Origin of the sequence: Ruegeria conchae (genome assembly GCF_000192475.1) — a bacterium.
Taxonomy (GTDB): domain Bacteria; phylum Pseudomonadota; class Alphaproteobacteria; order Rhodobacterales; family Rhodobacteraceae; genus Ruegeria; species Ruegeria conchae.
On the sequence record NZ_AEYW01000012.1, the window covers coordinates 269,817 to 296,007 of the forward strand.

Annotated in this window: 23 protein-coding genes and 1 riboswitch; of the genes, 9 read left to right on the forward strand and 14 right to left on the reverse strand. The window is 52.8% G+C overall.

Going from position 1 to position 26,191, the window contains the following annotated elements:
• Positions 1-434 precede the first annotated feature (434 nt).
• From G7G_RS0111675 to G7G_RS24395, 8 genes are all read right to left on the reverse strand, one after another.
• Positions 435-1,871 carry an aminotransferase class V-fold PLP-dependent enzyme gene (locus G7G_RS0111675; protein ID WP_010441607.1) on the reverse strand — a complete coding sequence of 479 codons (1,437 nt, stop codon included), beginning with the start codon at positions 1,869-1,871 and terminating at the stop codon, positions 435-437.
• A gap of 191 nt (positions 1,872-2,062) precedes the next feature.
• Positions 2,063-3,259 carry a cytochrome P450 gene (locus tag G7G_RS0111680; RefSeq protein WP_010441608.1) on the reverse strand — a complete coding sequence of 399 codons (1,197 nt, stop codon included), beginning with the start codon at positions 3,257-3,259 and terminating at the stop codon, positions 2,063-2,065.
• A gap of 49 nt (positions 3,260-3,308) precedes the next feature.
• Positions 3,309-3,713 carry an OsmC family protein gene (locus G7G_RS0111685; RefSeq protein ID WP_010441609.1) on the reverse strand — a complete coding sequence of 135 codons (405 nt, stop codon included), beginning with the start codon at positions 3,711-3,713 and terminating at the stop codon, positions 3,309-3,311.
• A gap of 17 nt (positions 3,714-3,730) precedes the next feature.
• Positions 3,731-5,023 carry a TRAP transporter large permease gene (locus G7G_RS0111690; RefSeq protein WP_010441610.1) on the reverse strand — a complete coding sequence of 431 codons (1,293 nt, stop codon included), beginning with the start codon at positions 5,021-5,023 and terminating at the stop codon, positions 3,731-3,733.
• Entirely contained in the window at positions 5,023-5,565 is a 543-nt protein-coding gene (locus tag G7G_RS0111695) for a TRAP transporter small permease (protein WP_010441611.1), read from the reverse strand. The genes G7G_RS0111690 and G7G_RS0111695 overlap by 1 nt, the downstream gene beginning before the upstream one ends.
• Positions 5,566-5,572: 7 nt before the next feature.
• A complete protein-coding gene (gene dctP, locus G7G_RS0111700; protein ID WP_010441612.1) occupies positions 5,573-6,583 on the reverse strand; it encodes a TRAP transporter substrate-binding protein DctP in 1,011 nt (336 codons plus the stop codon).
• A gap of 226 nt (positions 6,584-6,809) precedes the next feature.
• The gene (locus G7G_RS0111705; protein ID WP_010441613.1) at positions 6,810-7,262 is read right to left on the reverse strand and encodes an Lrp/AsnC family transcriptional regulator; all 453 of its coding nucleotides are present in this window, start codon (positions 7,260-7,262) and stop codon (positions 6,810-6,812) included.
• Between the two features lie 124 nt (positions 7,263-7,386).
• On the reverse strand, positions 7,387-7,542 hold the full coding sequence (locus tag G7G_RS24395) for a hypothetical protein (protein ID WP_010441614.1): 156 nt from the start codon (positions 7,540-7,542) through the stop codon (positions 7,387-7,389).
• On the opposite strand from G7G_RS24395, the gene G7G_RS22980 reads away from it, so the two are divergent.
• Together G7G_RS22980 and G7G_RS0111715 are read left to right on the forward strand one after the other, a co-directional pair.
• On the forward strand, positions 7,483-7,932 hold the full coding sequence (locus tag G7G_RS22980) for an O-methyltransferase (RefSeq protein WP_083829005.1): 450 nt from the start codon (positions 7,483-7,485) through the stop codon (positions 7,930-7,932). The genes G7G_RS24395 and G7G_RS22980 overlap by 60 nt on opposite strands.
• Entirely contained in the window at positions 7,929-8,852 is a 924-nt protein-coding gene (locus tag G7G_RS0111715; protein ID WP_010441616.1) for a hypothetical protein, read from the forward strand. The genes G7G_RS22980 and G7G_RS0111715 overlap by 4 nt, the downstream gene beginning before the upstream one ends.
• 151 nt (positions 8,853-9,003) lie before the next feature.
• Here G7G_RS0111715 and G7G_RS0111720 read toward each other — a convergent pair whose 3' ends face one another.
• Genes G7G_RS0111720 through G7G_RS0111735 form a run of 4 tightly spaced genes read right to left on the reverse strand, consistent with a single transcriptional unit; the run spans position 9,004 to position 12,121 of the window.
• A complete protein-coding gene (locus G7G_RS0111720; RefSeq protein WP_010441617.1) occupies positions 9,004-10,017 on the reverse strand; it encodes a FecCD family ABC transporter permease in 1,014 nt (337 codons plus the stop codon).
• Position 10,018: 1 nt separating this feature from the next.
• Entirely contained in the window at positions 10,019-10,966 is a 948-nt protein-coding gene (locus G7G_RS0111725; protein WP_010441618.1) for an ABC transporter substrate-binding protein, read from the reverse strand.
• Between the two features lie 16 nt (positions 10,967-10,982).
• Positions 10,983-11,768: an ABC transporter ATP-binding protein gene (locus tag G7G_RS0111730; protein ID WP_010441619.1), complete on the reverse strand. Its 786-nt coding sequence runs from the start codon at positions 11,766-11,768 to the stop codon at positions 10,983-10,985.
• Entirely contained in the window at positions 11,765-12,121 is a 357-nt protein-coding gene (locus G7G_RS0111735; protein ID WP_010441620.1) for a DUF1636 family protein, read from the reverse strand. Before G7G_RS0111735 ends, G7G_RS0111730 begins: the two co-directional genes overlap by 4 nt.
• A 237-nt stretch (positions 12,122-12,358) precedes the next feature.
• Positions 12,359-12,566, reverse strand: a riboswitch (cobalamin riboswitch).
• Positions 12,567-12,897: 331 nt separating this feature from the next.
• Between G7G_RS0111735 and G7G_RS0111740 the strand changes: the two genes are divergently transcribed.
• Complete coding sequence (locus tag G7G_RS0111740) at positions 12,898-13,965, forward strand: catalase family protein (RefSeq protein ID WP_010441621.1); 1,068 nt, start codon at positions 12,898-12,900, stop codon at positions 13,963-13,965.
• An 18-nt stretch (positions 13,966-13,983) separates the two neighbouring features.
• Positions 13,984-15,636: a peroxidase family protein gene (locus tag G7G_RS0111745; protein ID WP_010441622.1), complete on the forward strand. Its 1,653-nt coding sequence runs from the start codon at positions 13,984-13,986 to the stop codon at positions 15,634-15,636.
• On the opposite strand, the gene G7G_RS0111750 is transcribed toward G7G_RS0111745, so the two are convergent.
• Positions 15,633-18,635, reverse strand: coding sequence for an ATP-binding protein (locus G7G_RS0111750; protein WP_029621953.1), 3,003 nt, complete (start codon positions 18,633-18,635; stop codon positions 15,633-15,635). The genes G7G_RS0111745 and G7G_RS0111750 overlap by 4 nt on opposite strands.
• A 430-nt stretch (positions 18,636-19,065) precedes the next feature.
• Between G7G_RS0111750 and G7G_RS0111755 the strand changes: the two genes are divergently transcribed.
• The 3 genes from G7G_RS0111755 (at position 19,066) to G7G_RS0111765 (ending at position 21,999) form a co-directional block, all read left to right on the forward strand.
• On the forward strand, positions 19,066-20,295 hold the full coding sequence (locus G7G_RS0111755) for an AGE family epimerase/isomerase (RefSeq protein WP_010441624.1): 1,230 nt from the start codon (positions 19,066-19,068) through the stop codon (positions 20,293-20,295).
• Between the two features lie 143 nt (positions 20,296-20,438).
• The gene (locus G7G_RS0111760; protein ID WP_010441625.1) at positions 20,439-20,681 is read left to right on the forward strand and encodes a hypothetical protein; all 243 of its coding nucleotides are present in this window, start codon (positions 20,439-20,441) and stop codon (positions 20,679-20,681) included.
• A 40-nt stretch (positions 20,682-20,721) separates the two neighbouring features.
• A complete protein-coding gene (locus G7G_RS0111765) occupies positions 20,722-21,999 on the forward strand; it encodes a hypothetical protein (protein ID WP_010441626.1) in 1,278 nt (425 codons plus the stop codon).
• A 314-nt stretch (positions 22,000-22,313) separates the two neighbouring features.
• Here the strand turns inward: G7G_RS0111765 and G7G_RS0111775 are convergent, their stop codons facing one another.
• Complete coding sequence (locus G7G_RS0111775; RefSeq protein WP_238528789.1) at positions 22,314-23,777, reverse strand: aminotransferase-like domain-containing protein; 1,464 nt, start codon at positions 23,775-23,777, stop codon at positions 22,314-22,316.
• A gap of 649 nt (positions 23,778-24,426) precedes the next feature.
• On the opposite strand from G7G_RS0111775, the gene G7G_RS0111780 reads away from it, so the two are divergent.
• The gene (locus tag G7G_RS0111780; protein ID WP_183085415.1) at positions 24,427-24,921 is read left to right on the forward strand and encodes a TRAP transporter small permease subunit; all 495 of its coding nucleotides are present in this window, start codon (positions 24,427-24,429) and stop codon (positions 24,919-24,921) included.
• A 66-nt stretch (positions 24,922-24,987) separates the two neighbouring features.
• Positions 24,988-26,037, forward strand: a complete 1,050-nt coding sequence (locus G7G_RS0111785) for a TRAP transporter substrate-binding protein (protein ID WP_010441629.1) — start codon at positions 24,988-24,990, stop codon at positions 26,035-26,037.
• Positions 26,038-26,191: the final 154 nt, after the last annotated feature.

Sequence of the window (26,191 nt, forward strand, 5' to 3'; positions counted from 1 at the left end):
GATACATCGTCGGGAAAATGCAATTTCACTGCGCGATTCGACCATATGATTCCTCATGCCCCGGCCCGACATGGCCAATCTACCCAGATTGACCACTAAATAGCCTGACCATTTGACGCGCCGTGCCAAATGGCCTCTTTCTCGGTGAATGATCGCACACAAACTGGTAGCAGCGTAATCAATTCACATTGAACGAACCCGCGCCTTAGAATTCGAAGAGCCAACGACTTCTACCCAGTCACGGTACAAATGAAAATCAGTCGCACTAATCCCAGGTTCAATGTTCAAGCCCCCGTGTGTGATAGAAACTGAACTTCGATATTTCAATCGTTGCAAAATGACCCGCTCCCGGCTGTTGTCACAATCAGACAGTAAGAAATTTGGCCAGACCCACCGAGGGAGGTCCGACCGCCGTAAGTTCTCGATATCGCCGACTACGCCACTTCAAGCGCGTCGGAATTGATGGCGAAGCGAGCGGTTGCTGGATCGGACATGTAACGCACTTCCAACTCGTCGAGACGACCGGTCAATTCGTTCACGCAATCGATGATGTACTGAACTTTCGCGTCATCCATCAGATAACTGAAATTCAGACGTACCCAACCCGGTTTAAGCAACTCTTTTCCATCCCGCAGATCGCTGAATAGCTGTTCGGATTCGGGTTGTCCTATTTCCAAGAGCCGATGCGCATACGGACCTGCGCAGGCACATCCACCTCGTACCTGAATACCATAAACGTCGCTTAGCATTCGGGTAAAAAGCTGGTGGTGGAAACGCGATCCATCAGCACGGCTCACCCGAAACGAAAAGATTGGCAATCGATGCGGGTGACCAACGCCCAACAGGGCCAGTTGCGGGTTTTTGGACCAAGCCTTCAATGCCATTTCGTTCATCTCTGCTTCGCGTGCAGAGATGAAGGCCTGACTAATTTCGTCTTTGATGATAAAGGCCAGCGCGGCGCGAATATCACCAATAACATTGGGGGTGCCTGCCTCTTCGCGGGCTGCGATATCGGACGAGTACCGATGATCCCACGGCGACACGAAGGTTACTGTCCCTCCTCCTGGCCACGATGGGATATCCAGACAAACAGTGTCATCGCGCACTATCAATACCCCGCTGCCTCCTGGCCCCCCCGGAAACTTGTGTGGTGAAACAACGACTGCGTCTTTTTGGCAATCATCGGCGGGGTTCATATCAATCGGCAGATAGGGACCAGCTCCTGCGTAGTCCCAGACCGACAATGCACCATGGGACTTGAGCAATCGCGTGACCTCATCGGTCGGAGTGACAATACCCGTGACATTGGACGCTGCCGAAAAGCTGCCAATTTTGACGTCAGCGTCAGCATGATCCTTCAATGCTGCTTCAAGCAACGCCAGATCAGGGCCACCTTCTGCGGCCTCGGGGATTTCCACTACTTCAGCTTTTGATTCACGCCAAGGCAGCAGATTGGAATGGTGCTCGTAAGGACCAATAAAAACAACAGCCTTGGCAGCGTCGTTGATACCAAATAGCGCGACAAGCCGGTTAAGGCCCGAAGTAGCACCAGAACCAGTAAATATCGTGCTGCACCCTGCGGCATTAGTAAGACGCGAGATTTCAGCCCGGGCTTCGGCGCGCAGACGGGTCATAAAGGAACCGCAGAACGATGCTTCGGTATGGCTGTTGGCATAATAGGGCAGCACGGATTCTCGGATATAGTCCTCAACCTGAGCAAGAGCCCGTCCGGAGGCAACATAATCTGCGTAAACGAGTGATACCTCGCCAAACAGGCCCGGGATGCTTGCCCCGTCGCCAATTACGCCTTCGCGCAAGTTGCGAACAAGGTTATCGGATTTTAGAGAACTACGAAAATCTGCAAGCGACATGGGAATACTCCTTTGATGAGTATTTTATATGTAATCACAAAAAAATATGACCCAAAGTTATCACCATTGGCATATTATTCGATAATTATGAACGAAGAATAGGGTTGTTATTGGGTTAATTCACCAACTCTAAGTTTCTGCCACACCGTTATCGAGGCGCTCGTTCAATGCCGCCTCCGCATTTATCAAACTCAACGGAGAAAAACCGGCAGTGAAGTCGGGCCACGAAAAGCAAAACCCCTGAACTCTACAGCCCGCGAGGGATCGGCCTGCATATTTGGAAAACACCGGAACAAATACGGCAGCAGTGCATCGCTTACCAGTCGACGATACAGATCGCCCCCCATACACCGATGCGGACCCAACCCAAAGGTCTGGTTTGCACTAAGCGGGCGATAAATATTGAACAGATGTGGGTCCTGCCAGTAGTCTTCATCATGATTGGCCGAGCCCTGCACAACCAAGATTGTTTCACCTTTAGGCAACGTTACTCCGCGTAGGGCAATTTCACTGGCAACTATACGTGGGCTGGCCTGAATAGGGGCAACCCAGCGCAGCCCTTCCTCACATGCCAAGTCCCAACGATCGGATTCTATGCAGTGATTTAGCTGATCCGGATTGCGTAGAAGCCCGTGGATCGTGGTTGAAATCGCATCACGGCTTTCGACCACCGCGCCCCCGATACAGATTTTTAGATTTGTGCGTATCTGACTTAGTGAAAGTGGATTAGGCGCATTGACCATCACTGACAAAACGGAAGGATTGGGGTTTTCGCGATGAAAATCGATCATCCTGTCAAAACACCGGTTCATTTCATCGTTGGCACGATCGCTGAGCGCAAATACGGCCGGGTCAAAACCCGAGTTCATGGCCCCCGTGATCAAGGCATTCGCCCAACTGAAAAGTTGATCCTGATCGTCAGGCTGGATGCCTAAAACGTGTTGCAGGTAGAGCGCCGATAGCGGAGCCGCCAAGGTCTGGCGAAGGTCCGTTCTGGTCTGATCGCGCAAAGCGGATACAGCCAATTCAGTGACTGCTTGGAACCTAGCCCTCCAGGTATCGCAAATGTGGCGAGCATGAAAGGTTTCCACCATTGCATTTCGCTCGTCCAGATGCGCCGGACCATCTTTACGCATCAACGTGTTGCCACCAAACGCTCGTTCCATTGCCGTCCTGGAATCGGAGGAATGAAAATGCTGTGAATCCGTTTTGGCCAGATAGGTGTCGTCTGCCTTAGTCAAAACAATCCGGCCGATCGCCTCTATCCGGACCACAGGCGCTTCGCGCCGCAAACGCCGATAGACAGAGGCTGGATCTCTGTCGAGCATTTCAAGGGTCGTGTCGGAATCTACGGGAACTTCGTGCCTCGCAGCAGAGGGTTCGGTCATGGCTCTGCTCCTTGTACCGAGAAATTGGCTGGCAGCGGCATTCAGGCGATCAGGCCGCCTGAATGTTGATCTCGACTTCGGTGTTCAATGAGTTGCTGACAGTGCAAATAGCTTTAGCCTGCTTCAAGATGCGGGTGGCCATCACCCCATCATCCACCACATCGCCGATGATCGTGATCTCGGCCTTCTCCAACCGACCGGGCAATTCAGGAGACTTGGTGCCTACAATTTTGACCGTGAAAGGATTCAACTGCGATTTACGTTGCGCAGCCGCCCACTCGACTGAACGTATGATACATGAACCAAGCGACGCAATCATTGTGTCCACCGGAGTTTCATGCGGCGGATGAGAAATAATGTCGTCAGTATCCCCATAGGCATAGCTGAGTTGTGCACTTCCATCGAAGAACACAAAGACCGGTCCGAAACTTTTGGGCCTCACTTTCAGAACCACAGGGCTGAGCTCCTTTATCAGAATAGCAGATTTGGCAGGAAAAGCGCCAATGCAGGGAACATCGTCAGTACCAGAATGGCGAACAGATGGATCAACCAGTAAGGCACTGTTGCCACCGCGACGCGTCCCAAACTGACTTCATTATTGGTCAGCGCCGTCAGGACAGATAGATTAAGTCCCACCGGGGGTGTGACCTGTCCAATCTCGATCACGATGGTGATGATTACTCCGATCCAGATCGGATCAAATCCCAAGCCCGTCAAAAGCGGGAATACCACCGGCAACGTCATGATCATCAGGGACAATCCGTCGAAGAAACATCCCAGGATCAGATAAATCAGAACGACGATTAACAGCACACTGTAGGTTCCCATACCGCTTTCTGCGACCACCTCGAGAATTTGCTGAGGGACACCCAGGATACTTGTGGATTTTGCCAAAATGGTTGCGCCCAGCACCAGAAAACCAACTGCAGCGAACAACAGAACGGACTGATACACCGCCTCAACCAATTTCTTCCAGGTCAAATCCCCCCAAATCGAAGAGATAATGACTGCCAGCACAACGCCCACACCTGCGGCTTCGGTTGGCGTTGCCAAACCACCCACAATGCTGCCGATCACCGCGAAAATCAGTGCCAGAAGTGGCCAAATCTGTTTGAAGCCTGCTAAGGCTTGCCACAACGATACCGGCTCCTGGTCACGTGGAGCGATCGACGGGTTGCGAGAGCATTTTACGAAGAGATAGGCCATGAACATCAGACCCACTAGGAAACCCGGGATAATGCCTGCGGCAAACAGGCGGCCGATCGAGGTTTCCGTCAATGCGCCGTAAATCAAGAAAGACAGGCTCGGCGGTATCAGCAGCCCCAGCGTGCCTCCGCCAGCCAGACTTCCAACTACGGTGTCTTTGTCATAGCCGCGCTTGGACATTTCAGGATAAGCAATCGATCCGACCGCGGCTGCTGTCGAAAGGCTCGAACCGCTGACGGCTCCAAACAATGTGCAAACCGCAATGTTAGTGTGCAGCAACCCACCTGGAATTCGCCGAAATAGAGGCGAGAATGCGGAATAGGCTTTCTCGCTGATTCCGCTCCGCAGCAACACCTCACCAAGCAAGATGAACATTGGCACCGCGCTGAGTGTGAACGAGTTGAAAACGCCCCAGATTGCGTCGATTGCAAGCGAGGTCGCGCCGTTTGAGAAAAAGTAAAGGATAATAAGCCCAGTCAGGCCCAATGCGGCACCCAAAGCGACGCCAGTACCGGCGGTGGCAACCAGCACCCCAATCAGAGTAAGCCAAAATGACATTAGCGGGCCTCGTCGGTAAAGCTTTGTTCCATATCTGCTTCTGAGTCATCCACTCGGTCCAGAACACCGACCAGACGGGCCACAAAAATGGATAGGGTTAGCGTCAGAGAGATCGGCATTAACGCCATCCAGGGGTAGAGCAGAATCCGGGTGGTTTCCGTCTTGAGATAGCGCATGAAAGCAAACTCGAACCAAGGGATCGTCTCGACGATCAACCAGAGAAAGAAGATTATACCAACCAGCAGCGCGACTATCTGCACAACGACATGCATCTTGCCTTTTATCCTGTCGGCCAACAGCGAAACGCGCACATGTTTGGCCCGCAAGGTGACCATCGGCAAACCCAAAAACAACGAGACGCTCAATAACAGTCCAACTACTTCCTCTGTGATGTGAAGAGGCGAGTTGGCAAACTTACGCATCAGGACACTGGTTACGATAATGCCAACAATGGCAATCATTCCCAGTGCTGATGCCGCCGCACACGCAAGGGCCAGACGATCCAGCCCCTGCGCGATAAAGTGTTTTAATCTTGTTGCCATCTTAGAATTAGCGGCCCAAAGCGGTCAGAACACGTTCGCGGTAGGCCGGTGCGTTTCCACCAGCTTCTTCCGCCAGCATTTTCCATGTTTCGGTTACCGAGGACACAAAGAGGGCCCGGTCTTCGTCAGAGAAGTCTTCACCCCAGGTCACACCCTCTTCACCAAGTTTTTCACGGGCAGCAAGCTCACGCTCGAAGTCATCTTCATACTGGTTGGTACGGTCCCACAAATCATCTGCTGCTGCAGTGATCGCCGCTTTGGTCGCCTCATCCGTCGCGTCCCACTTGTCGGTGGCCACACCGATTACGTATGGGCCGGATGCCATCGGATAAAGGAATGACGCATACTTGGCCACTTCCTGCAACGAGACCGTATGCGCATAGAGCGCCGGGTAAAGGGCACAGTCAACGACCCCGGTCTTGAGCGCCACATACATTTCTTCTTGCGGGATGATCTGCGCGGCTACACCCAGACGGGTGAAGGTTTCGACCTGATCACGCGCCCAGACACGCAGCTTCTTTGATTTGAGATCCTCAAGGGTGCGCACGGGCTCATCCCGGCAGAAAACTGAAACCGACAGCATCGGGATTGCGACATAACCCACTGAGGACACACCCCAGTCAGCAAACTCTTCTTCATAGATATCGCGGACTGTCGGGATTGCTTTTTCGAACTCCTCGATCGAGCCGATGGTGCCCTGAACAACTACGGAGCTTAGCGCAGGAGCGTCACGCCCTAAATAGTTGGCCCACATCAAGCTCATTTCCACTGCGCCTTTGGGCAAAAAACGCAAGGTATCCGTGTTGGGCAAACCCAGCGAACCGCCGCTGTAGAGAGTAATCTCAGAGCCTTCCGCGAGTGCGCCGTTCACATCTTCGACGAATTGCTCCAGCTCAGCCGTTTCCGGGCGTGTTTCCGGAAGAAAGTTGTTAAGGCGCCACTCATCGGCCATCGCTGGCGAAATGGCTGCTCCTATACCCGAAATACCGAATGCGGCAGCTTGGATAAGTCTATTCATATCGTGTCCTCCTGATGGAAATGATATCTGCGACCTGGTGAATATTATCACCAAAATATCAACCGATTTCAGATTATCCTGTGTATGTGACCACAAGAATGGGAAAACTTCGCCTAAAGTTTACGATCGCCCCTAGTGCGATTCTTCCCAATCGAAAACAATCCAATCATGCACTTACAATTAGTTTGGACCAACCAAATCGGGCTGTTCACGTGAAAATCAAAGTTCAAGAGATTTTTAATGGCCGCTGCTCAGCGATTGCTTCCATCGAGAAATAGGAGGTAACTGAGTCAAGCTCTACTTCTGAAATCAAGCGCTGATATACCAGATCATACGAGTTCATATCCTCAGTGATGACCTTTATCATGTAGTCGTAATCGCCCCCGATCCGGAAAAAATCTACGACATCCGGAATTTTCAATACGGCGCGGCGGAATGCATCAAGCCATTCCGTCGAATGATGGCGCGTTTTCACCATCATGAAGACTACCAAGCCGAGGCCAAGTTTCTCGCGGTTAACGCGCACCGTCGAACCAACGATTACACCGGTCTCGTTCAACCGCTGCAAGCGTCGCCAACAGGCGTTCTGAGACAAGTTGACCTTTTCGGCAAGCTCTCGCTGCGAAAGAGAACTGTTCTTTTGCAATGCCTCAATGATTTTTAAGTCTTTGTCATCCATCTACGCACGCAATTCATTCAATTGACCCATAAAACAACAAAAAACACAGGAAACTCTTACACACAACGCAATAGTATTGATTCTACCACGATTTCTCTGACCCCACGAAATGAATCGAGCCCCATCAACCGCCAGACTGACGTCCATCGACAAGATCGACGCTTTTCTCGCCCAGTGAGACACCCCACGCGTTTTTGAATACGGTAGCGGTACCAGCACAATCTGGGCCGCGCGGCGCGCTCATCATGTCACCAGTGTCGAACATGATGTCGATTGGCATCCTGTAATATCCAACCGGCTGAGCGCGTTTTCCAACGTTGAATTGAGGCTGATTGAGCCCGATGCCAACTACAATCCAGAATACGGATCAAAAAAACCTGGCAATACTTCGCACAGCTTCGAAAATTATGTCACTGCAATCGAAGGCGCAGAAGGTCCATTCGACGTCATCATCATAGACGGACGCGCACGGGTGGCTTGTTTGAGGCACGCGATAGCACACGTTGCACCTGGTGGCATGATCGTATTTGATAACTCTGGCAGACGGGAGTATCGCAGCCCGATTGAAGCGGTGGAGGCACAGATCAAGACCTACCGGGGGCGCGTTCCATCACTGCCCTACCCCGATCAAACGACACTGATCCAACCCACCCCTGTAGCAGAGAAATGACACTTCCAAATAAGTTAGGGCGTGGACTGCGGCGCGCGCTACGCGTGATAGGCTGGGCCATTGTTGCCGTGACTTTGTACTATTTTACCGTCGCGGTTGCACAGCACTGGTCCCAAATTGCGGCTTGGTCTCCTGGCTGGCAGGCGTGGGCAATCGTATTTGCGGCAATATTTTTTTATTCAACCGCTTTGTTGCTATTGGCCGAGCTTTGGCATGGGCTGGTCCAGGGAACGCAAGACCAAACATTTTCACGTGCACTGACGTTTTCAACCTACTCCAAAACGCAGATCGCGAAATATCTACCGGGAAACGTGTTTCAATATTTGGGCCGACATATCGTTATGGCTGACCATGGAGCAAGTCAGGGTGGGTTGGCGCTCGCAAATATTCTTGAAATTTGCACTCTTATTCTGGTCGCGGGGCTTTTCGCTCTAATTGGATTTACATTTGGTGCAGCTCCCCACTCACTAGAAATATCTGAGGTCATACCCATTCATTGGCTTGTACCGACAGCGATGGTTATTGCCATTTTGATGATCATACTGATTACAAGAATGCTTCGAGCGCAGCCCAACACGCCGTCGCGACAAAGGCTTATCTACGGATCGTTGCTTGCTTCCATCTTCTTTTTAGCCATGGGTTTTACTTTGTTGGTATTGGTTGGATTGGTTTCCGGTGACTATGACCCTGCCATCATAGTCATTGCCGTGACGTCTTGGCTGTTAGGCTATGTCACTCCTGGCGCGCCTGGAGGGATCGGAATCCGTGAGTTTGTTCTGCTCATTTTTTTACAGGCCTACATATCTGAGGCAGAAGCGCTGATTGCAATCGGGTTGTTTCGCGTGGTCACATCACTGGGTGATCTGGCATTCTTTATCGGCGGCGCTTTTCTGTGGCGTATCTCGCCAAGAGTAGAATGATCATTTGATTGCCAAACTTTTAGCCCGACTGCACCTTTCAAATAGAGTAAACTATTGAGAAGTTGGCAATTTTAGGCTCATTGCGACCATCAAGAAGCGGAGATGCGATTAAATCCGGAAAGCGATAGCTGCGGCTGTTCATCACTTAAATTCACCGCTGGTTTCTTGCTGTTCTGAACAAAAGCAAAAATACAAAAACCGAACCAATGGAAGTCGTGACAATCCCTACTGGCAACTCCTGTGGCGCCAGCAAAAGCCTGCTGAGAATATCCGAACCGGTCAATAACGCAGCGCCAACAATCGCGGCAGTCGGTACAAGGTGGCTGTGCAAAGGTCCCGCAATTCCGCGGGCTATGTGTGGCACCATTAAGCCAACAAATCCGATCACACCCGCCACCGAGACAAAAACTGCAGTTGCCAAAGCCGCCGTGAAAAACATGCTGAATCTCAATCCCTGAACAGGGACCCCAAGAGTTGCTGCGGTTAAATCCCCCGTAAGCAGCGCGTCCAACCAACGACTGCGATACAGAGAATACGTTAGGATCAGGATCAGCCCAACACAAACAAGCGGAAACGTCTCCCAGCGGGCCAGGCCCAATCCACCTAACATCCAGAAGATCACCGAGTGGGCAGCGCGGTTGTCACCCGCAAATATCAAGTAGTTGGTGATGGCTGAAAACAGGAATGAAACCGCCAATCCTGCCAGGATTAGTTTCTCTGGCGCACTTGTGCGCAAACCGTGAACCAGCGCCAATACAACGCCCGACGCGACGAGCCCTCCGCAGAAGGCGGCGAGCGGCAGTGTCCAAAAACCCAGCACATCTCCGGTTACGGTGATGACAAACACCGCACCTGCGGCGGCCCCCGAAGACAAGCCAAAAAGAAAAGGGTCGGCAAGATCGTTGCGAGTCGTGGTTTGTAGGACGACGCCAACGATACCAAGTCCGGCGCCTATCACAGCGGCGAACAATGCACGGGGCAACCTGAGATCAAACACGATCCGGTGCATCGGAGACATTTCGCCGTCGTCGATACCCGTGCCACGCATAATAGCAGTAAATGTCTCAGACACCGGGATCGAGGTAGTTCCGTAAATCGTGGAAACCAGCACAAGGGCGGCCAAAATAGCCGCCCCCAGCAGAAGTGTTAGGCCAAATCGGCCCATATCAGTTGAGGCCCGGATGCATCGCTTGAGCCATTTTCGAGATCGCCTCAATATTTGCGGGGCCAGGTGTCAATTCTTCGTACCGCAAGCCGATCCAACGCTCATTCTTGACGGCATCGGTCTGCGACATCACCGGATGCTCTTGCAGGAATTTGAAGGTATCTGCTGCGCCGTTGCCGGTCTGATAATCCAGCAGCACCAGGAATTCGGGGTTAGATGTGGCTACGGCTTCCCAGGAACTACGCCCCCAGCTTGTATCCATGTCATGGGTGACATTCTCACCACCCGCCGCAGCGATCATAGCATCGGGAATGGCAAACTTCCCAGCAGTGAACGGTGCATCCGCCGGACCATCCAACAAGAAAACTCGAGGCTTCGGCAGCTCGGTCGTTTGCGCTTCGATCGCGGCCAATTCGTCTTTCCATTCACTCACTAGCGCCTCGGCCTTGTCCTCGACCTGCATAACCTTGCCAAGACGCAGAACATCGTCAAACAGCAGGTCCATGCTGGACTCGGGGCGATCCTTGTCCAAATGCACACAGCTTTCGGTCAGGATCATGGTTTTGATCCCGAAGGGTTCCAATGTGTCTGGCGTCACATCCCCACCCGGTTTCATTCCATAATACCAGCCCGCGAAAAACAAATCTGGGTCCGCTGCGACGAGGTTCTCAACAGTGGGGTATTTCGGCGCGAGCTCCGGAATGTTACCCCGCAAGGTATCGAATTCCGGGCTGGTCTTGTACCAGCCGGTGATCCCGGTGAGGCCGACGATCTTGTCCTGTAGCCCCAAAGCAAAAGCCATATCCGTCATGTTCATGTCATGCACGACCAACCGTTCCGGCAACGTCTCAAACACAAGGGGTTCGCCGCAATTGTCCACGGTGACTTCCTGCGCTGCAGCGCTGCTTGCAATGGCAGTGACCAAAGCCACGGACCAGATGTGTTTCATCAATATTCTCCTGAGTTTATGTAGAAACAGTGGTTCTTCGGATATCAAGAGCCGGTATCACGCGACCCTCATGGTGAAAGCACAGATAATCCACGCCAAAGGTTTCACGGACCCGTTCGGGCGTCAGAACTTCGGCAACAGTGCCAAATCCGGTCAGGTGCGTGGATTTCATCAAAGCAACATGTGTGGCAAATTCAGGGATCATGACCAAATCGTGCACGATCATTACCACTGTGACCCCAAGATCAGCGACCAGCGATAGCATCCGCCCCTTTGCGTCCGGATCCAAATGATTTGTGGGTTCATCGAGAAACAGCAACGAGGGGTTTTGTGCCAAGGCGCGAGCAATATGAGCCCGCTGACGCTCACCCCCAGAAAGCTGAGCCATCCGCTTGTCCGCCAACATGCCTAAATGGGTGAGGTCTAATATCCGGTTCAGTTCGCGCGCATGATCTTCGGCCGAGCGATCTGCGCGTATGGGGATCTGACCCAATGCCACATAATCACGCAGTGACAGACGCCCGTCAGGAAATTCCTGCTGGCTGACAACGGCTATCATGCGGGCGCGTTCTTTTGCGGATAGGTGCTTGAGGCTTTGTCCATTCATACGCACATCCCCCAATGCCAGTGCCTCGGCACCACAGAGTAGATTCAAAAGCGTTGTTTTACCTGCCCCGTTCGGACCAGCGATCGCAAGAATAGCGCCCTCGTCCAAGGCGAACGAAACGCCTTGCAACAAGATATCTCCGTTAAGCGCGTAATATTCCAGATTTTCGGCTATCAGAAAGCTTTGCTTGGTCATAGCGCTTCCTCAAGCTCAATACGCGGCAGGCGTGAGAGAGTTTTTGTGAACAATGCCCGTGGCCGATCAGTGGCTTTTGTCCAACCATCGCCACTGCGCAGATACTGATGGGCAAATTCAACGATCGCGTCCAAATCTTTATCTGTAGAAATGTCACCAAATAGATATTGTGCTTTGCCACGGGCCTGAAAGCCGATGGTGGTTGGCCTTTCACAACCCGCCATACAATTCACAGAGCGGATCACAAATTCCCTCGGCAATTTATGCTTCAAAGCCTGGGGTACTTTGTCTGCACTTTCGCCACTTCTGCAGCTCGCGCAGACAAGAAGGATATGATCAACATTGTTCGTCATCTCGCCACCTTTATTGCGCAATTAAAGTTATTGCTATGCTATATCGTAACGTTATGAGTATTCTGAACACCGCGTTGGGCACCCCGCGTCGGCGGTTCACGTTGTCGACAATGTATTGATCAGCGATTTTCGCATTTCTCACTCCGCTTGTTTCCAAGCGCAGACGGAAGCTGCCAGTCGTGCACACACGTGTATAACGTGCCATCAATACCTCCTTCCAGGACGCCCCGCCCCGGGTTGGTTGAACAATTGATGGCAGGTCTCCTGACTTGCGGGTCCGCGCTTGGCCAACCTTCCCGACCCTTGGGGTCAGTGGCTATTTGGCATAGCTCACCGCTTACAGTTGCGGGGGCAGTTACGGAATTGGCGCCGCGTGGCATTCCTCACCGTATTCCCTTTTCATCCCTCTGACGTATCGTTGGGAACCATCTGCTGCCTGAGTGCCCGAGATCAAGAAATGCGTCAATAACTTTCTGTCAGCATAAGTCTTCCAAGGTAAGCCAACGCAACGCTAGCGAACACGGCGCCAACCGCGCCCGTTTGGAAGTCGTAAATCGATTGATCCCACCCTACCAATTATTGACCGGTATACTTCATTCTGACGCGAAAACGGCTGTTTGAGGTCGAAAGGATTGAGGCAATAAGGCTGCCATAAGTCACTTCATTTGAAAGAAAAACCAAAAAGGGTTAATCTGCGGGCATTTAGAAGGGGTTGGCTGTCAGACATATTTGTAGAGGTTAATTATTGCCTGGGCTTGCTCGGGAAAGGGGGTTCGTTGACACATTATTTGCCAAACACTTCACCTGAAGACGTGGTTGACGATATCATCGATCAGAATTTTGAAGCGATCGCGAAGTGGAAAGGTCGAAGGTTAAGAGCGCAACATGGGCGCAGCCATGGGTGTGTCAAAGCCACTTTCACAATCCGGGACGATCTGCCGGAAAGGTTGCGCCATGGCCTTTTCGAAAAAGCAGCAAGTTATTCTGCAGCAGTTCGCTTTTCCAACGGTGCGCATCTGGATGATCGTAAAACCGATGCCCATGGAATGGCGGTCAAACTATTTGATGTGCCGGGCACCAAACTGATCGACGTCGAGGCGCTTTCACAACTCAACATCTCGCAAATCAGCGATGAGTTCGACTTTGTTCTTGTCGATCGGGACACTTTCCCCAGTTACCTTTCCGACGATTATGAACGGCTAAGCAGCCTGATCGCCACGCTGCAAGCCCTACAGCACGCGTCAAATAAGCGTCGCAGCTGGTCATTGAAGCTGATCACTCGAGGGTTGGTGGCCCTGTTTCACGCATTTGCCACACAAAAAGGCAGGCGACGTCTTCAGACTGCGAGCGATTTTGCCTCGAACTACATGCAGTCGCCATTCGAGGCGCATTTCTGGTCAACGACGCCCTATCGGCTGGGGACTGACCTGACAGTACGATACCTCGCCCGCAGCGTTCGACATAAGGTAGCAACTAAACCGGTGGACGAGCATGACGGCATCAGCCGGAAACTCCGTCAGGACGTCGCCGGTGACGGCAATCGATTTGAGTTCTGTATAATCGAACCACCGCGTAATGATGGCGACTTCGATCCGCTCGACAACCGCGTCCGATGGGCCTGCGATCCACAGCCAGACGCACCACTTGACCCGTTTCATCGCACGGTTACACCCATCGCAGATATTACCATCGAAAGAGATGCAGAATTTGATCCGCTCGATGGTGATACCCTTTCATTTTCGCCATGGCGTGTGACCGCCGAGCACAAACCTCTGGGTCCGATCAACGAAATCCGGCTTAAGACTTACCTCAGCCTCGCGCGCGCCCGTTTTCCAAACCGATGATCAATTGGAGCCATTTAGATGCTGAATATTGATGATCTTATCAATCTTGGGTTCAAGATCGCACCACGCACGACAAGCTATATCTCAGCCATGAGGCTTGCGAATGCAGCGCGGGTGCACCGGCCGCGACCCTATACATTGTGTGCGGACTATACCAGCTGGCCGGGCGTCTATTCCAACCGCTGGATTGGTCGTCACACACCGCCCGAAGATCCCTCACCGATCCTGCCATCGGAAAGTGAAGTGGCCGACTTGTTTCGCCGCAGAACACAGATAGATGGCAGCCCGCTTACCTTGTTGTGCCCGCAAGGCACGACCGTTCTTTTCATATCGGTCGCGCAATGGTTCACCGACAGCTTTCTGCGGACCTTCGGGCCAACCGGACCGTTTGATCAGACTGATTCAAACCACGAAGTCGATCTTTGCCAGATCTACGGGTTGAATGATTTTCAAACTGATATGCTGCGCGAAAGAGACCCCGAAACAGGCGTAATGACCCACCGACTGGCGTTTCGGATGGACGACAATGGCGAAATGTGGCCGCCGAAGCTGTTCCAGAAAGATCAATCCGGTGGAGTTAAGCTGGCCCCGCCATTTGATGGCAGTCTCGCCGAGGGTGATGATGCTGCGCGGCCCCTGCATGATCCGTGCAAGCTGCGCAACTCCCTGAAACGCGCACATCCCGAGCTGACGTGCCAACAAGTCGATCAAAGGCTGCTTGATTTTCACGCAACCGGCCTGGACAACGGCAACGGCACGATCGGCTATACTGCCATCAACACATTGATGATGCGCGCGCACAATACATTTGCCGATCTTCTCTGGCGCGAGAAACGCGGCACTGACGGCTGGGATAAAGAGCGCGTGTTCCAAACCACGCGATGCACTCTGATCGCGCTGCTGATCAAACTGGTGATCGAGGACTATATCAGCCACGTGGCAAACATGCCTTTTCATCTGCCGGTCGGCGTCAACCGCTGGCAGCGTTGGCATCACTCAAACCAAATCGCGATTGAATTCAATTTGCTGTACCGTTGGCATTCAATGATCCCCGAGCGTTTCATCATCGACGGCGCTCAGGTCGAGCCGACTGGTTTCCGGTTCAACCCTCGCCTCGTCGAACAAACGGGACTTGAGGAAATGATCCGCTCTCTCTCGCGCCAACCCGCAGCCAGGATATCGCTGCGCAATACACCTGATTTTCTGTTCGAAAGGCCTGCAAAAGGTGTGCCCTCACCGGTCGAAGCAACGATTGCCCTTACACGCAAAGCACGACTTCCCTCGCTGAACGCCTATCGTCATCATTTTAAACGTCGAGTACACTCGAGCATCGCGGATCTTGTGGGGGATCAGCCCTTCGCCGACGAGCTAATCGCCGACCTGAGCAGAATGTATTGCAATGTTGACCGGATCGAGTTGTTTCCGGGCTTGTTCGCCGAGCAGCACAAGGGGACCGTCATTATGGGTGACTTGATGACGTCAATGGTGGGGTATGACGCGATCACGCAACTCATGAACAACCCAATGGTCTCAAAGAACCTGTACTCGGCCAAGACCTTTTCGCAAACGGGACATCGGCTGCTGCTAAAAACCTCTTCATTTGCGCAGGTCGCTGAATTTGTTGGTCTGAATCTTGCCCCGGATGACTGTGCATTGGGCCGAAGGCGCTAGGCCGAAACCCCGGCATCATTCAGCTTGGCAAGACGTGCAGCAATCTCAGGGTCAACTGGTCGCAGACGGGCCAGATCTTCTAATGCTCGTTTCTCATACAGAGCAGCTCCCTGATCACGGGCCACCTGTATCGCCGTTCGGCACGCGGCCTCGGCCTCATCAGAAGCGTCTTCCTGCTTTGCCAGCAGCGCAGCTCTGATCCGGTTTAGCTCGGCTTCGTAATTCCGCTCTCCGGTTTGATCCGCAAATCTTAAACCAGCATCAACTGCTTCCAGACCTTGTGGGATTTGACCAAGCGCGAGAAAGCCACGCGCAAGTTCAGTATGGACAAGAACACCTGCCGCCTTGGCTCCAGTTGCATGCATTTTTTCCCAGGCCGATTGCAGCAAGGCGACGCCCTTTGCCGGTTCGCCCGAACGTATCGACGCACCCGCGAGATGCGCGGTTGCAACCGCGTTGTAATATGGGCCAACACTGTCTCGCACGATCTTTGCAAAAGTCTTTGCCATATGCGGATAATCCGGATGATCGGTCTGCATGTAGATCTCGGTCTGCCAATGCATCGCATTTGCCACTGTCAGCGACTGCCCCAATACCCCTGCAGCATCAACCGCACTTTTGGCGCGAGCCAAAGCACGTTCAGTTTTTCCCAGGAAACTGTCGACCAAAGCAGCCATGCTCTCGATCTGTAACATCGCCGCGACATCCGGATCGTTTCCTGCCTCAGCAGCGTGTGCTTCGGCGTGCAAAGCTGCTTTTTCCAGCGCAGTCGCCGCAGCTATGAACTGTCCACGCGGTGCAAGCGCTGATCCACGTATGTAATTGCCGACCATGCACGTATGGTGATCATCATGGGCATCAATCATCGCCTGTCCCCAATGCTCGGCCTTGCGATAATCCCCTTTGACCATCGCGGCGGTAAAGAGACCCCTGCCGGCGCGCACCAAAGTGCGTCGGTCCCCGAGTTTCTTGGAAAGTTCAAAGCTACGGTCGAAGGCTGAAATTGCAGAATCCGCGCCATATCCGATCCGGACGCGTTCTGCGGCTGCAAGTAGAAACTGCAAGGAAAGTTCTGCCTCTTCACGATGTTCGGCAGGCAGTTTCTGCAGCAATCGCAGTCCGTTTCTAACGTGCTGCGCACCTTCTTGATTGGCATGGCGACGCAGGTTTATGCGAGCGGCTTCGATCCAGGCAGCCACGGCTTTGCCGGGCGCGCCTGCCAACTCCCAGTGACGTGCAATCTGTTCCGGTTTGCGGGCCGCCTCAGGCTGTGCGTTCAGTGCTTCGGCTGCGCGTCGATGTAAATGCGCCCGCCGGTCCCGTACGAGGCTTTGATAGGCTGCTTCGCGGACAAGTTCGTGCCTAAACCGCCAGGCCCCGGTCGCATTTTTCCCTGTACCCGGCAGGTGCTGCAGTAAACCTGTTGAGGCAAGCTGGTGTATTGCCTCATCAGCTTCGGCTTCTGAGATGCCGCTGATATGCGCCATCATTGGTACGCCAAATGTACTACCTATGACTGCCGCCTCGACAGCTGTACGGCGCAATTCACCCACTTCGTCTATTTGCTGAGCCAATAGGTCGTGAAGTGTCGCGGGAATGGCCCCCAGCCCACGTTCGGGTGAAGCTGCCATAGCAGTCGCGCATTCTTTGATGAAAAGTGGAATGCCGTTCCCACGGGTCACGATCTGCGCCATGGTATCATCACTAAGCTGCGCATTTGATGCGGCACCGGCCAAAACCGCAGCGGTGTCATCATCCAGCGGTGATAGTGCAGTTATCTGCAGCGAAGGGATGCGTTCTTCCATAGCCCGCGTGACAGGATTTCGCCCGGCCAACAATAGCAGAACAGGTAATTTGCTAAGATGCTCTGCCACAGCTTGAAGAACCGAAAGGGTCGACGGATCTGCCCATTGCAAATCCTCGACCACGACAAGCACCGGCCCTTCGCGGCTTAACACTTCAAAGACACGACGGAATATCGTAACGATTTCGGCGCGCAGCGCCTCTTCGCTGGCGGGTCCATGATCGCCGGGTCCTGGGGCGAGAACAAAAAACAAGGTGCCCAACTGGTCGTCATCCAGAATATTGCCCAGATGTTCCGTCATTCGGTTTCGTCGGATCGCGATGTCGTCGCTGTCGAGAATTCCGCACCAGCGTTCAATTTGTGAGATGAATGGAAAAAAGGGTGAGCTCACATGAAAAGGACTGCAATGATACGTCACCCAGGCCTGGGGGCCGACCGACGTACGCAGATCCCGGATCAAGTGGGATTTTCCAATTCCTGCTTCACCCTGCAGATAAATTACCCTTCCTTTGCCGGTTTCCACGTCAGACCAAGCCGCATGAAGTTGCGCTCTCTCAGCGTCCCGCCCGATCAAAGGTATCCGGTCTTTATCCAATACCTGAATTCGGGTCTCACCTGCCAAGCGATACACTGGAACGGGCCGATCAAATCCTGCAAGGCTCTTTGCACCCAGGCCATCGAACTCAAGCTGCTCGCCCCCCAGTGCACGGGTCGCAGCGGATATCAGCGTCCCACCGGGTTCAGCAAGGGCCTGTAACCGCGCAGCAAGATTTAGCGTAGATCCAAAGATCGCATCCGGCTGGATGTTGCTCCCGAGTGCAATATCCCCGACCAGCACGACGCCAGAAGCGATTCCGATGCGGCACTGCAATTCGGTCGGGCCAGACAATTCGGCCAGATCAGAATGTATGCGCAAAGCCGAGCGCATGGCCCTTTCGGCATTGTTTTCACAGGAAGAAGGCCACCCAAAGACCACCAAAACTCCGTCACCGACGATCTGCAGCACGCTGCCTCCAAAGGCATTGGTGGCATGTTCGACCAATTTCTGATAGCGCAGCGTGGTCGATAGCAAATCCTCGGGATCAAGGGTCTGGGCGAGAACAGTTGATCCGACAAGATCCACCATCATGACTGTGAGATGGCGATGCTCCATCGCGCCAAGATCAGTATTAGGACCAGCCGGGTGTAGTACCATCAGCTCACACCGTTTTCAGACATCGCATGACTATGCGATTGTTTGCTCACAATTGAACTAACACTGAACAATGAGAACATGCCCCCCTCGCAAAGCCTCATATAAACCTGCACTCGCCATCGCAGTGTGGCGACATGTAAGCTGCGAACACAGCCTATATGATGCAAGGCTATCTGGCTATGTCCAGCGTTACTCAGGTGCAGACTGCCTTCCCGTGCGAAACTTCATTGGTCCAATTTCACCAATCACTACACAAAAATTGCCCTAAACTCCCGTGGTCTGGTCAAACAAATCGGGGGTGGTAGTGTTTCCTCAAAATTAGGCATCTACCATTCTGGAAGAATTGATGCGATTGCAGCATTGAAAACCTCAAAGGCGGTATTGTGAGACGCGGCGTGCACCGTCGTTTAACGCAGGTGGGACGATAAGAATGACAACTGATAAGCTACTTCCGGTCGGGCTGGATTCTGAAACAGGTTTTTGGCTGGACACGCCAGAGCACCAGAACTGGTTGATGGAACAGGCTCGTCATCAGCTTGAATTTTTCAGTGCAAGCTGCCGAAATGGGCCTGGTTTCTTTCTGCTTGATCATGACGGCACCCCCCTGCCTGGCGAGGTGCAGGAACTGCACACGACCACCAGAATGATCCATTCTTATGCAATGGGTCATCTCTTCGGATTTAAGGGTGCCGAAAAGATAGTTGACCACGGTGTGGCATATCTTGAGAGCTATCACCGAGACGCGGAATTTGGTGGATTTTTCTGGGCGCTGGAAGGTGACCGCGTCGTTGATGATCGCAAACTGGCTTACGGGCATGTCTTTGTACTTCTTGCGGCGGCGAGCGCAAAGCAGGCAGGTCATCCGGGCGCGGACAGGCTCATGACATACGCTCGAAAGATTCTGGATACACATTTCTGGGACGAAGAAGCGGGACTGTTTTGTGACGAATGGAACAGAGATTGGACGCCGTCCTCCGACTATCGCGGGATGAATGCTAATATGCATGGTGTCGAAGCCCTGCTTACCGCGTTTGAAGCAACGGGGGACAAGGTGTATTTATCCCGTGCAGGCCGCATTCTGGATTTCTTTGCCGGCAAAGTCGCACCCAAAGAAAACTGGCGATTGCCAGAACACTACACGAGCGACTGGCAGATTGATCGCACATATGCGGGCGACCCGATGTTTAGGCCAGCCGGTACAACTCCGGGACATTCGTTTGAATTGGGACGATTGCAACTGCAATATTGGGATCTGTCGGGTCGCCCGAACACCGACGCACCGCATTCTGCGCGTCTGTTGATTGAACAGGCCCTGCGTGATGCCTGGCTTCCCGGCGGAGGCATCGCTTATACGTTGGACTTTGATGGACAAGTCTTAAACGAGAACCGGTTTTGGTGGCCTGTATCCGAAGCGATCAGTGCCGTCGCTGCATTGATCAGAATTGATAGAAAAGCAGAAGATGAGCGCTGGTACAGAACTCTCTGGGGTTATGCGAATGAACGATTTGTGGATCATCAAAACGGCGGCTGGTTTCCGGCTGTGGACGAAAACGGCAATGTCGTAACATCCATCTTTAACGGGAAACCAGACATCTATCATTCCCTACAGGCCTGCCTGTTTCCGCGTTCAGGTCGCCTATCGAGAATGCTGCCGTATTGACCTGCCAATCCCTGTCATTCAAAAGCGTGCAGAAGCCCTTCAATTGAAGAATCGGGGGAAATCTGGTAGTGTAGCCATATTCAACATCATCTGACGACCTGCCAATTCGGATACGTTTCCAAACGAACGGATAGGAGAGATGAATGGCAAATCAAGCTAGCAAAAAGCACAGTACCCGCAAAGGAAATGTCGAGGTTCGACCGCAACCGTCTGCCCAATCAGCTTTAGGTGAAAGGGCAGAAGCATCGGGCCTGATGACACCCCAAACTCTTAGTGAACGCGACGAGAAGGTTTCAAAGGTTCGCCGCAAGGGTGGCCCGCCATTAGAGGAAGACAACTCTACCAGTTCTGCAAGCGAGGCGGACTCGACCGAATTGGATTACTGACACATTTTCACATTTTGACATTAATATTACGGAGGCTGCCATGCCCTCGACCCATCAGCCAAGGATATTCAACACAGTAAATCTTACAGATTTTGATACAAACGGGCAAACGTCGACAGTCGGCGAGCCCACGGTCTCAAACAACGGAAATCAGATACTGGCCACTGGAAACTGGTACGCCAGCCGGTCTTTGGATGGTGGCCAAAGCTGGTCGCATATGAGCCCTTTCACCTTGTTTCCGCCAGCAGATGGAGGTTTCTGCTGCGATCAGACCACCATTTATGACCCAAGCCGGGATTTATTGATCTGGCTGCTTCAATATATCGAACAGAACGGGACCAACACATTACGTGTTGCGGTCAAGCAAGGCCGCACACTTGGAAATGACAACTGGAACCTCTGGGATTTCACACCGGCGGGAATTGACCCATCGTGGAACGGCGAATGGTTTGACTACAACCATGTCTCTCTTTCAGAAAACTACCTGTATGCGGGAACCAACGTGTTCTCGGCCAGCAGCAACCTTTTTAGGAGGTGCGTCATATTGCGAATATCGCTGGACGAACTTGCAGCTGCCGCTGGATTATCTTTTGACATCTTCGAAACGCAGCACAATTTCTCACTACGTTGTGTTCAGGGCGCGAGCGGTTCGATGTACTTCGCCAGCCACAATTCGAACTCGCAAATCCGTGTATTCAGGTGGCCAGAGAACTCACCGGACGTTGAGGAATTCGACATCGATGTCACCCCGTGGTTTGCGGGCAGCTATTCCGCGCCTACAGTTGGAGGCGGCGACTGGATGTCCAGGACCGATCCACGCATAATGGCCGGTTGGTTAGGGCGAGGCGCGCTGGGGTTCATGTGGACAGCCAACCAACAAGCCAACAGGCCAAACCCATTTGTCCGGACCGTGCGCATCGACGAAGCCACAATGTCCCTGATCGACGAGCCTGACATCTGGAATGATCAGATCGCGTTTTCCTATCCCTCGACAGCCGTAAATCGGTTCGGCGACGTCGGGCTGTCGATTTTCGCCGGTGGGGGCAATCTGCATCCAAGTCATGTCATTGGTACCTATGACGATATAGATGGAGTTTGGCGATTGTCCCTCGCGCGGCAAGGAACGCATACGCCGTCCTTGGGCAAATGGGGTGACTACACGAACTGTGCCGAGATTGCAGATGACGGGTTTACCTGGCTTGCCGCTGGCTACACGCTGCAAGGTGGGAGCACGCAAAGCGACATCGAACCAACAATGACTTGGTTCTCACAGCAGCGCTATGACGCGCCTCGACGTCATCCTCCTGCAATAGTTTAACCAACTAGATTAGTTTCAAAAGATTGGATCATACCATGCATACAGCGATGAAATCACAAGGAATAAAGTCTTTTTTGCGCCAGGAAGGACCGTGGTTGTTGAGTGCATTCGTCATAGCCGACTTATTTTATAAATGGGGCTCATTTGCCTTGGAATGTGTTGGTTTCTTACTGACATGGTACGCCCTAAGCTGGATCTCGAGCCTGCTTGTGCGGGTCTTCACGGGTGAAAACTCCGCTCTCGGCGAATAAACTTACCGAACTCCTACACACAGACTTCTCGCGATCAGCTTGGGCTTCAATTCAAACAAGCCTTCACGTACCCTGCAACTCAGTCACGATGTTGGATAACAGTTCAATTCCTTGCGGGATCAACCCCGGTTGGATTGATGAGACACCAACTCGGAAATGATGCTTCCCTTCCGCTGCCTTCGAGAAACACGGTCCAATCGGCTCTACGATAACGCCCCGTCTGAGTGCTGCATCACAAATTGTCTTAGCCTCGAGTTTTTCATCGGGATCGGCTAGAACGAAAACAGTACCACCGAATTCACCTGCTCTCAGAAAGCTGGGTAACCGCTCACGAATCATCGAGTCTGCCAAATGCCAGCGTTGTTCATAGTTCTGCCGCACCCGGCGTAGCAAACCGTCGTAATATCCTAACCTGATGAACGCGGCGGCAGTATGTTGCAGTATCATGGGTGGGTGGCGCATCATCATGCCCCGGCAATCTCGCGCTGCATCGATAAACTCAGGCGCGGCTGCCAAATACCCCAGTCGCAAACCCGGCGAGAGCCCCTTGGACAAGCTGCCCAAATAGATCAGGCGGTCGGTATCATCTAGGCTCCGCAGCGGCAGAAGCGGTGAATGACGATAGTCCACGTCGCATTCGTAGTCATCTTCGACGATGTAAAAGTCATAATCTTCAGCAGCTTGCAACAGTGCTCGCCGACGGCGTTCAGACAACGTGACTGTGGTTGGGTGTTGACGGTTCGGCGTGATGAACACCAGATCCGCACCGCGCAGGCGCTCGTCAACAATGAGACCTTCCTCATCCACGGGTTGAAAGCTCACCTTACCGAAATTGGCCTGAAGAATCTTGCGAGCATCCGGATAACCCGGATCTTCCATTACCGCAGTACGTTCACGCCCACCAAAGAGCAGGCTGGTAATAAAAAGCCCATTCTGTGAACCCAATGTAATCAGTATCGATTCACTGGGCTCGAAAATTCCCCGCCGTGGCAAAATGCGTTGCCTGACCTGTTCGACAAGCTCTAGGCTGTCATCATAAAGTCCATCTGCAGACCAGATCTTGAGGTCTTTTCGGTTCATTGCCAGCCGGGTGCACTCACGCCAATCCGCAACTGGAAACACACCATCATCGATCTGATTACACACAAAGGGATAGGCATATTTATACCAGTCTATTGGGCGCGGGATTGTCTCAATCTCTTCAGTACGACGCAGTTTGTTTAGTTTCTGGCTAATTGATGTAGCGGGCCTGGTATTCGACCGGCCAATCGCATCACTGTCCGTTCGTATCCCGCGGTCAGAACACACAAAATAACCGGACCGAGGCCGGGCCTCAATCAGTTGTTCTTCCTCAAGCTTTCGATACGCAGCGACAACCGTATTAATTGAAACATCTAAATCCCGCGCCAGCACGCGGCACGAGGCAAGTTTCAGCCCGGAAGGCATCAATCCTTCAAATATGAGTCGCGATATCTGCGAGACGATCTGGTCGCGCAATCCGCTGGACTGAGATTTATCAATACTCAATCGTTGTGTCATATCCTACAGGGTCCCAGTCACAGTTTTCGCCGCGCGACTTGCAAACTGTATCCTTGTTTTCAAGTGTTCCTTGCGAAAGGCAAAAGGCTAGTTATGCCCAATCGTCGCTCCGGAATCGCAGTCGGAAACAGGTGATCTGATTACGAATCGATTGATGATAACTCAAAAAGAAACTTCCACCAACCTTATGTAATAAAAGCGCTTCTACCGAAACGTGACTTCAATAAGTGTCCGGTAGGTGGGTATGTTCACTCGCCGTCAGTATACGGTCAGATACAAATTGTGGCGATCATCGAACGCCTCGCGCGATACAATCTGTACCCATTATTACAAGCAACTGTATCTTTCTCAGCGTTACTCCATCGCGTTTGCTGTAGCGATCCGGAAGGCTCCGCACTGAAACTAGGAGTAGTTCGGATCGTTCGATGCGATAAGGGAGGGAGACCGTTCGCATGGTTTTGCATGAGTGGAATACGCGTCAACACTCTGAGATGAGCTTCAGCCAACGACTGTATGGTATACGTCTGAGTTAGTTACCTTTGAACTTTGCCGCCAGAGACAGAGAACATCGAAGTTACACTCGGAATTTTTGAGGGAGAACCATATCCATGAAAAACACAGTGAGGTCGGAATGCTGATGCGCGGATTGGAAAAACTGATAAGCGCAATCTCAGAGGTCATGGGCCGTATCGGTTGGTTCCTGATCCTGTATTGCATGGCATTTGGTGTGTCGGATGTGTTCATGCGCTACGTACTCAACGCACCTTCACAGTGGATTGGAACCACTTTGCAGGCAGCAATGGTATTGCTGGCCTGTACCGGAGGCGTTTACGCGCTGCAGCATGACAGCTTTGTCAAACTTGACCTTTTCTACGCAAATGCAAGCAAGCGATCAAAAGCGATCTTGGACGTCCTGACGGCGCCGATAGCTATTCTGTTTCTGGTCGCCTTGATCTGGAAAGGATACGAGGCCGCGTCATTGTCATTGATGCTCAACCAGAAAACTCCGACATCTATCCCGATCCCGATCTATCCAATCAAGTTTGCCATTCCGCTTAGCGGTGTAATGGTACTTTTGGTGGTCTTGAAACACTTGCTCCGCGATCTGCAAACGATCTTCGGGCGGGGCTAAGGCCGTTTGTCCGGTTACTCATAATTTCACGAAAACAAACTGATCCACTAACGAGGAGGAACTAACATGAAACCAAACAGGTTTATGCACACCACGATGTGGGCGGGCGCCTTTGCGGTGACCGCAAGCATAGCCGTCGCTCAGGACGGGCCGCCGGATGAAGTCACTGAATGGACTTTCCAGCCCGCATTTGACCAGACCGATGCTGGCTGGGACAACGGCCTGATCCCTTGGGTTGAAGCTGTTGAAAAAGCGACCGAAGGCACTGTTAAAATCCGCGTTGAGCCCGCCGGAGCACTGGTCAGTGGTGCAGAGGCCTTTGGCGCCGCCGCAGCTGGTTTGACCGACGGCTATGCCGGATGGGGCTCGGTCTATGGTGGCGATATGCCCGAAGGCATGCTGGCGTTTGGTATGGCTATGGGCGCCAACAACACCGAAGAAGCCTGGGAAGTGATGTGGGGTAACCCTGATTATCGCGTAGGCGACATCGTTCAGGAAGCGGCGCATGCCCGTAACCTGCATTGGGCTGGTTGGACCAACCAGGGCCCGAACGCGATGTTCACCAAGTTCCGCGTCGAAAAGATGGAAGATCTGGAAGGGCACAAAATGCGTGCCGGTGGTCCTCAGGCCATCTTCCACTCGACCATGGGCGGTGCGCCGGTATCGATGAATGGTGGCGAAATCTATACTGCCATCAAACTGGGCACGATCGAAGGCACATACTGGGACACTGGCGGCATCGACGACATGTCGTTCCACGAAGTGATCGATTATGCGATCATGCCCGGCTGGAACCCTGCCCAGCATCAGGAGATCTTTATCAACCTGCAAAGCTGGAATGCCCTGACCGACTGGCAGCGCGAAAAGATCGATGGCGTCTTTGAAGAAACCTACTTCGAAACCAGCCGCATGCACGCGGAAGGCGTCGAAGAAGCGCTGCAAATTTTGCGTGATGCCGGTGGTGAAGTGATCGAGCTGAGCGACGAAGAAGTTGCTCGTATGCGCGAGAAGTCCATTGCGGAAGTGTGGCCGCAGGTTGCAGCTGCTTCGGATGGCAACGCCAAAGGCGTCGAAATCTTCAAGAAGTTCCTGGAAGACAAGGCAAACGCGCAATAATCCCGCGCCGCGTGAAAACTCACGCATTGCTAGAAACGCTTCTGCTGGCCCGACTGTCGGGCCAGCAGATTAGATAGGCGCATGCCAGCGTTCGAAAGATTGCAGGCAAGCAACCTGACATAGACCGCGCGAACGGCCACTAGGTAAGGAAACT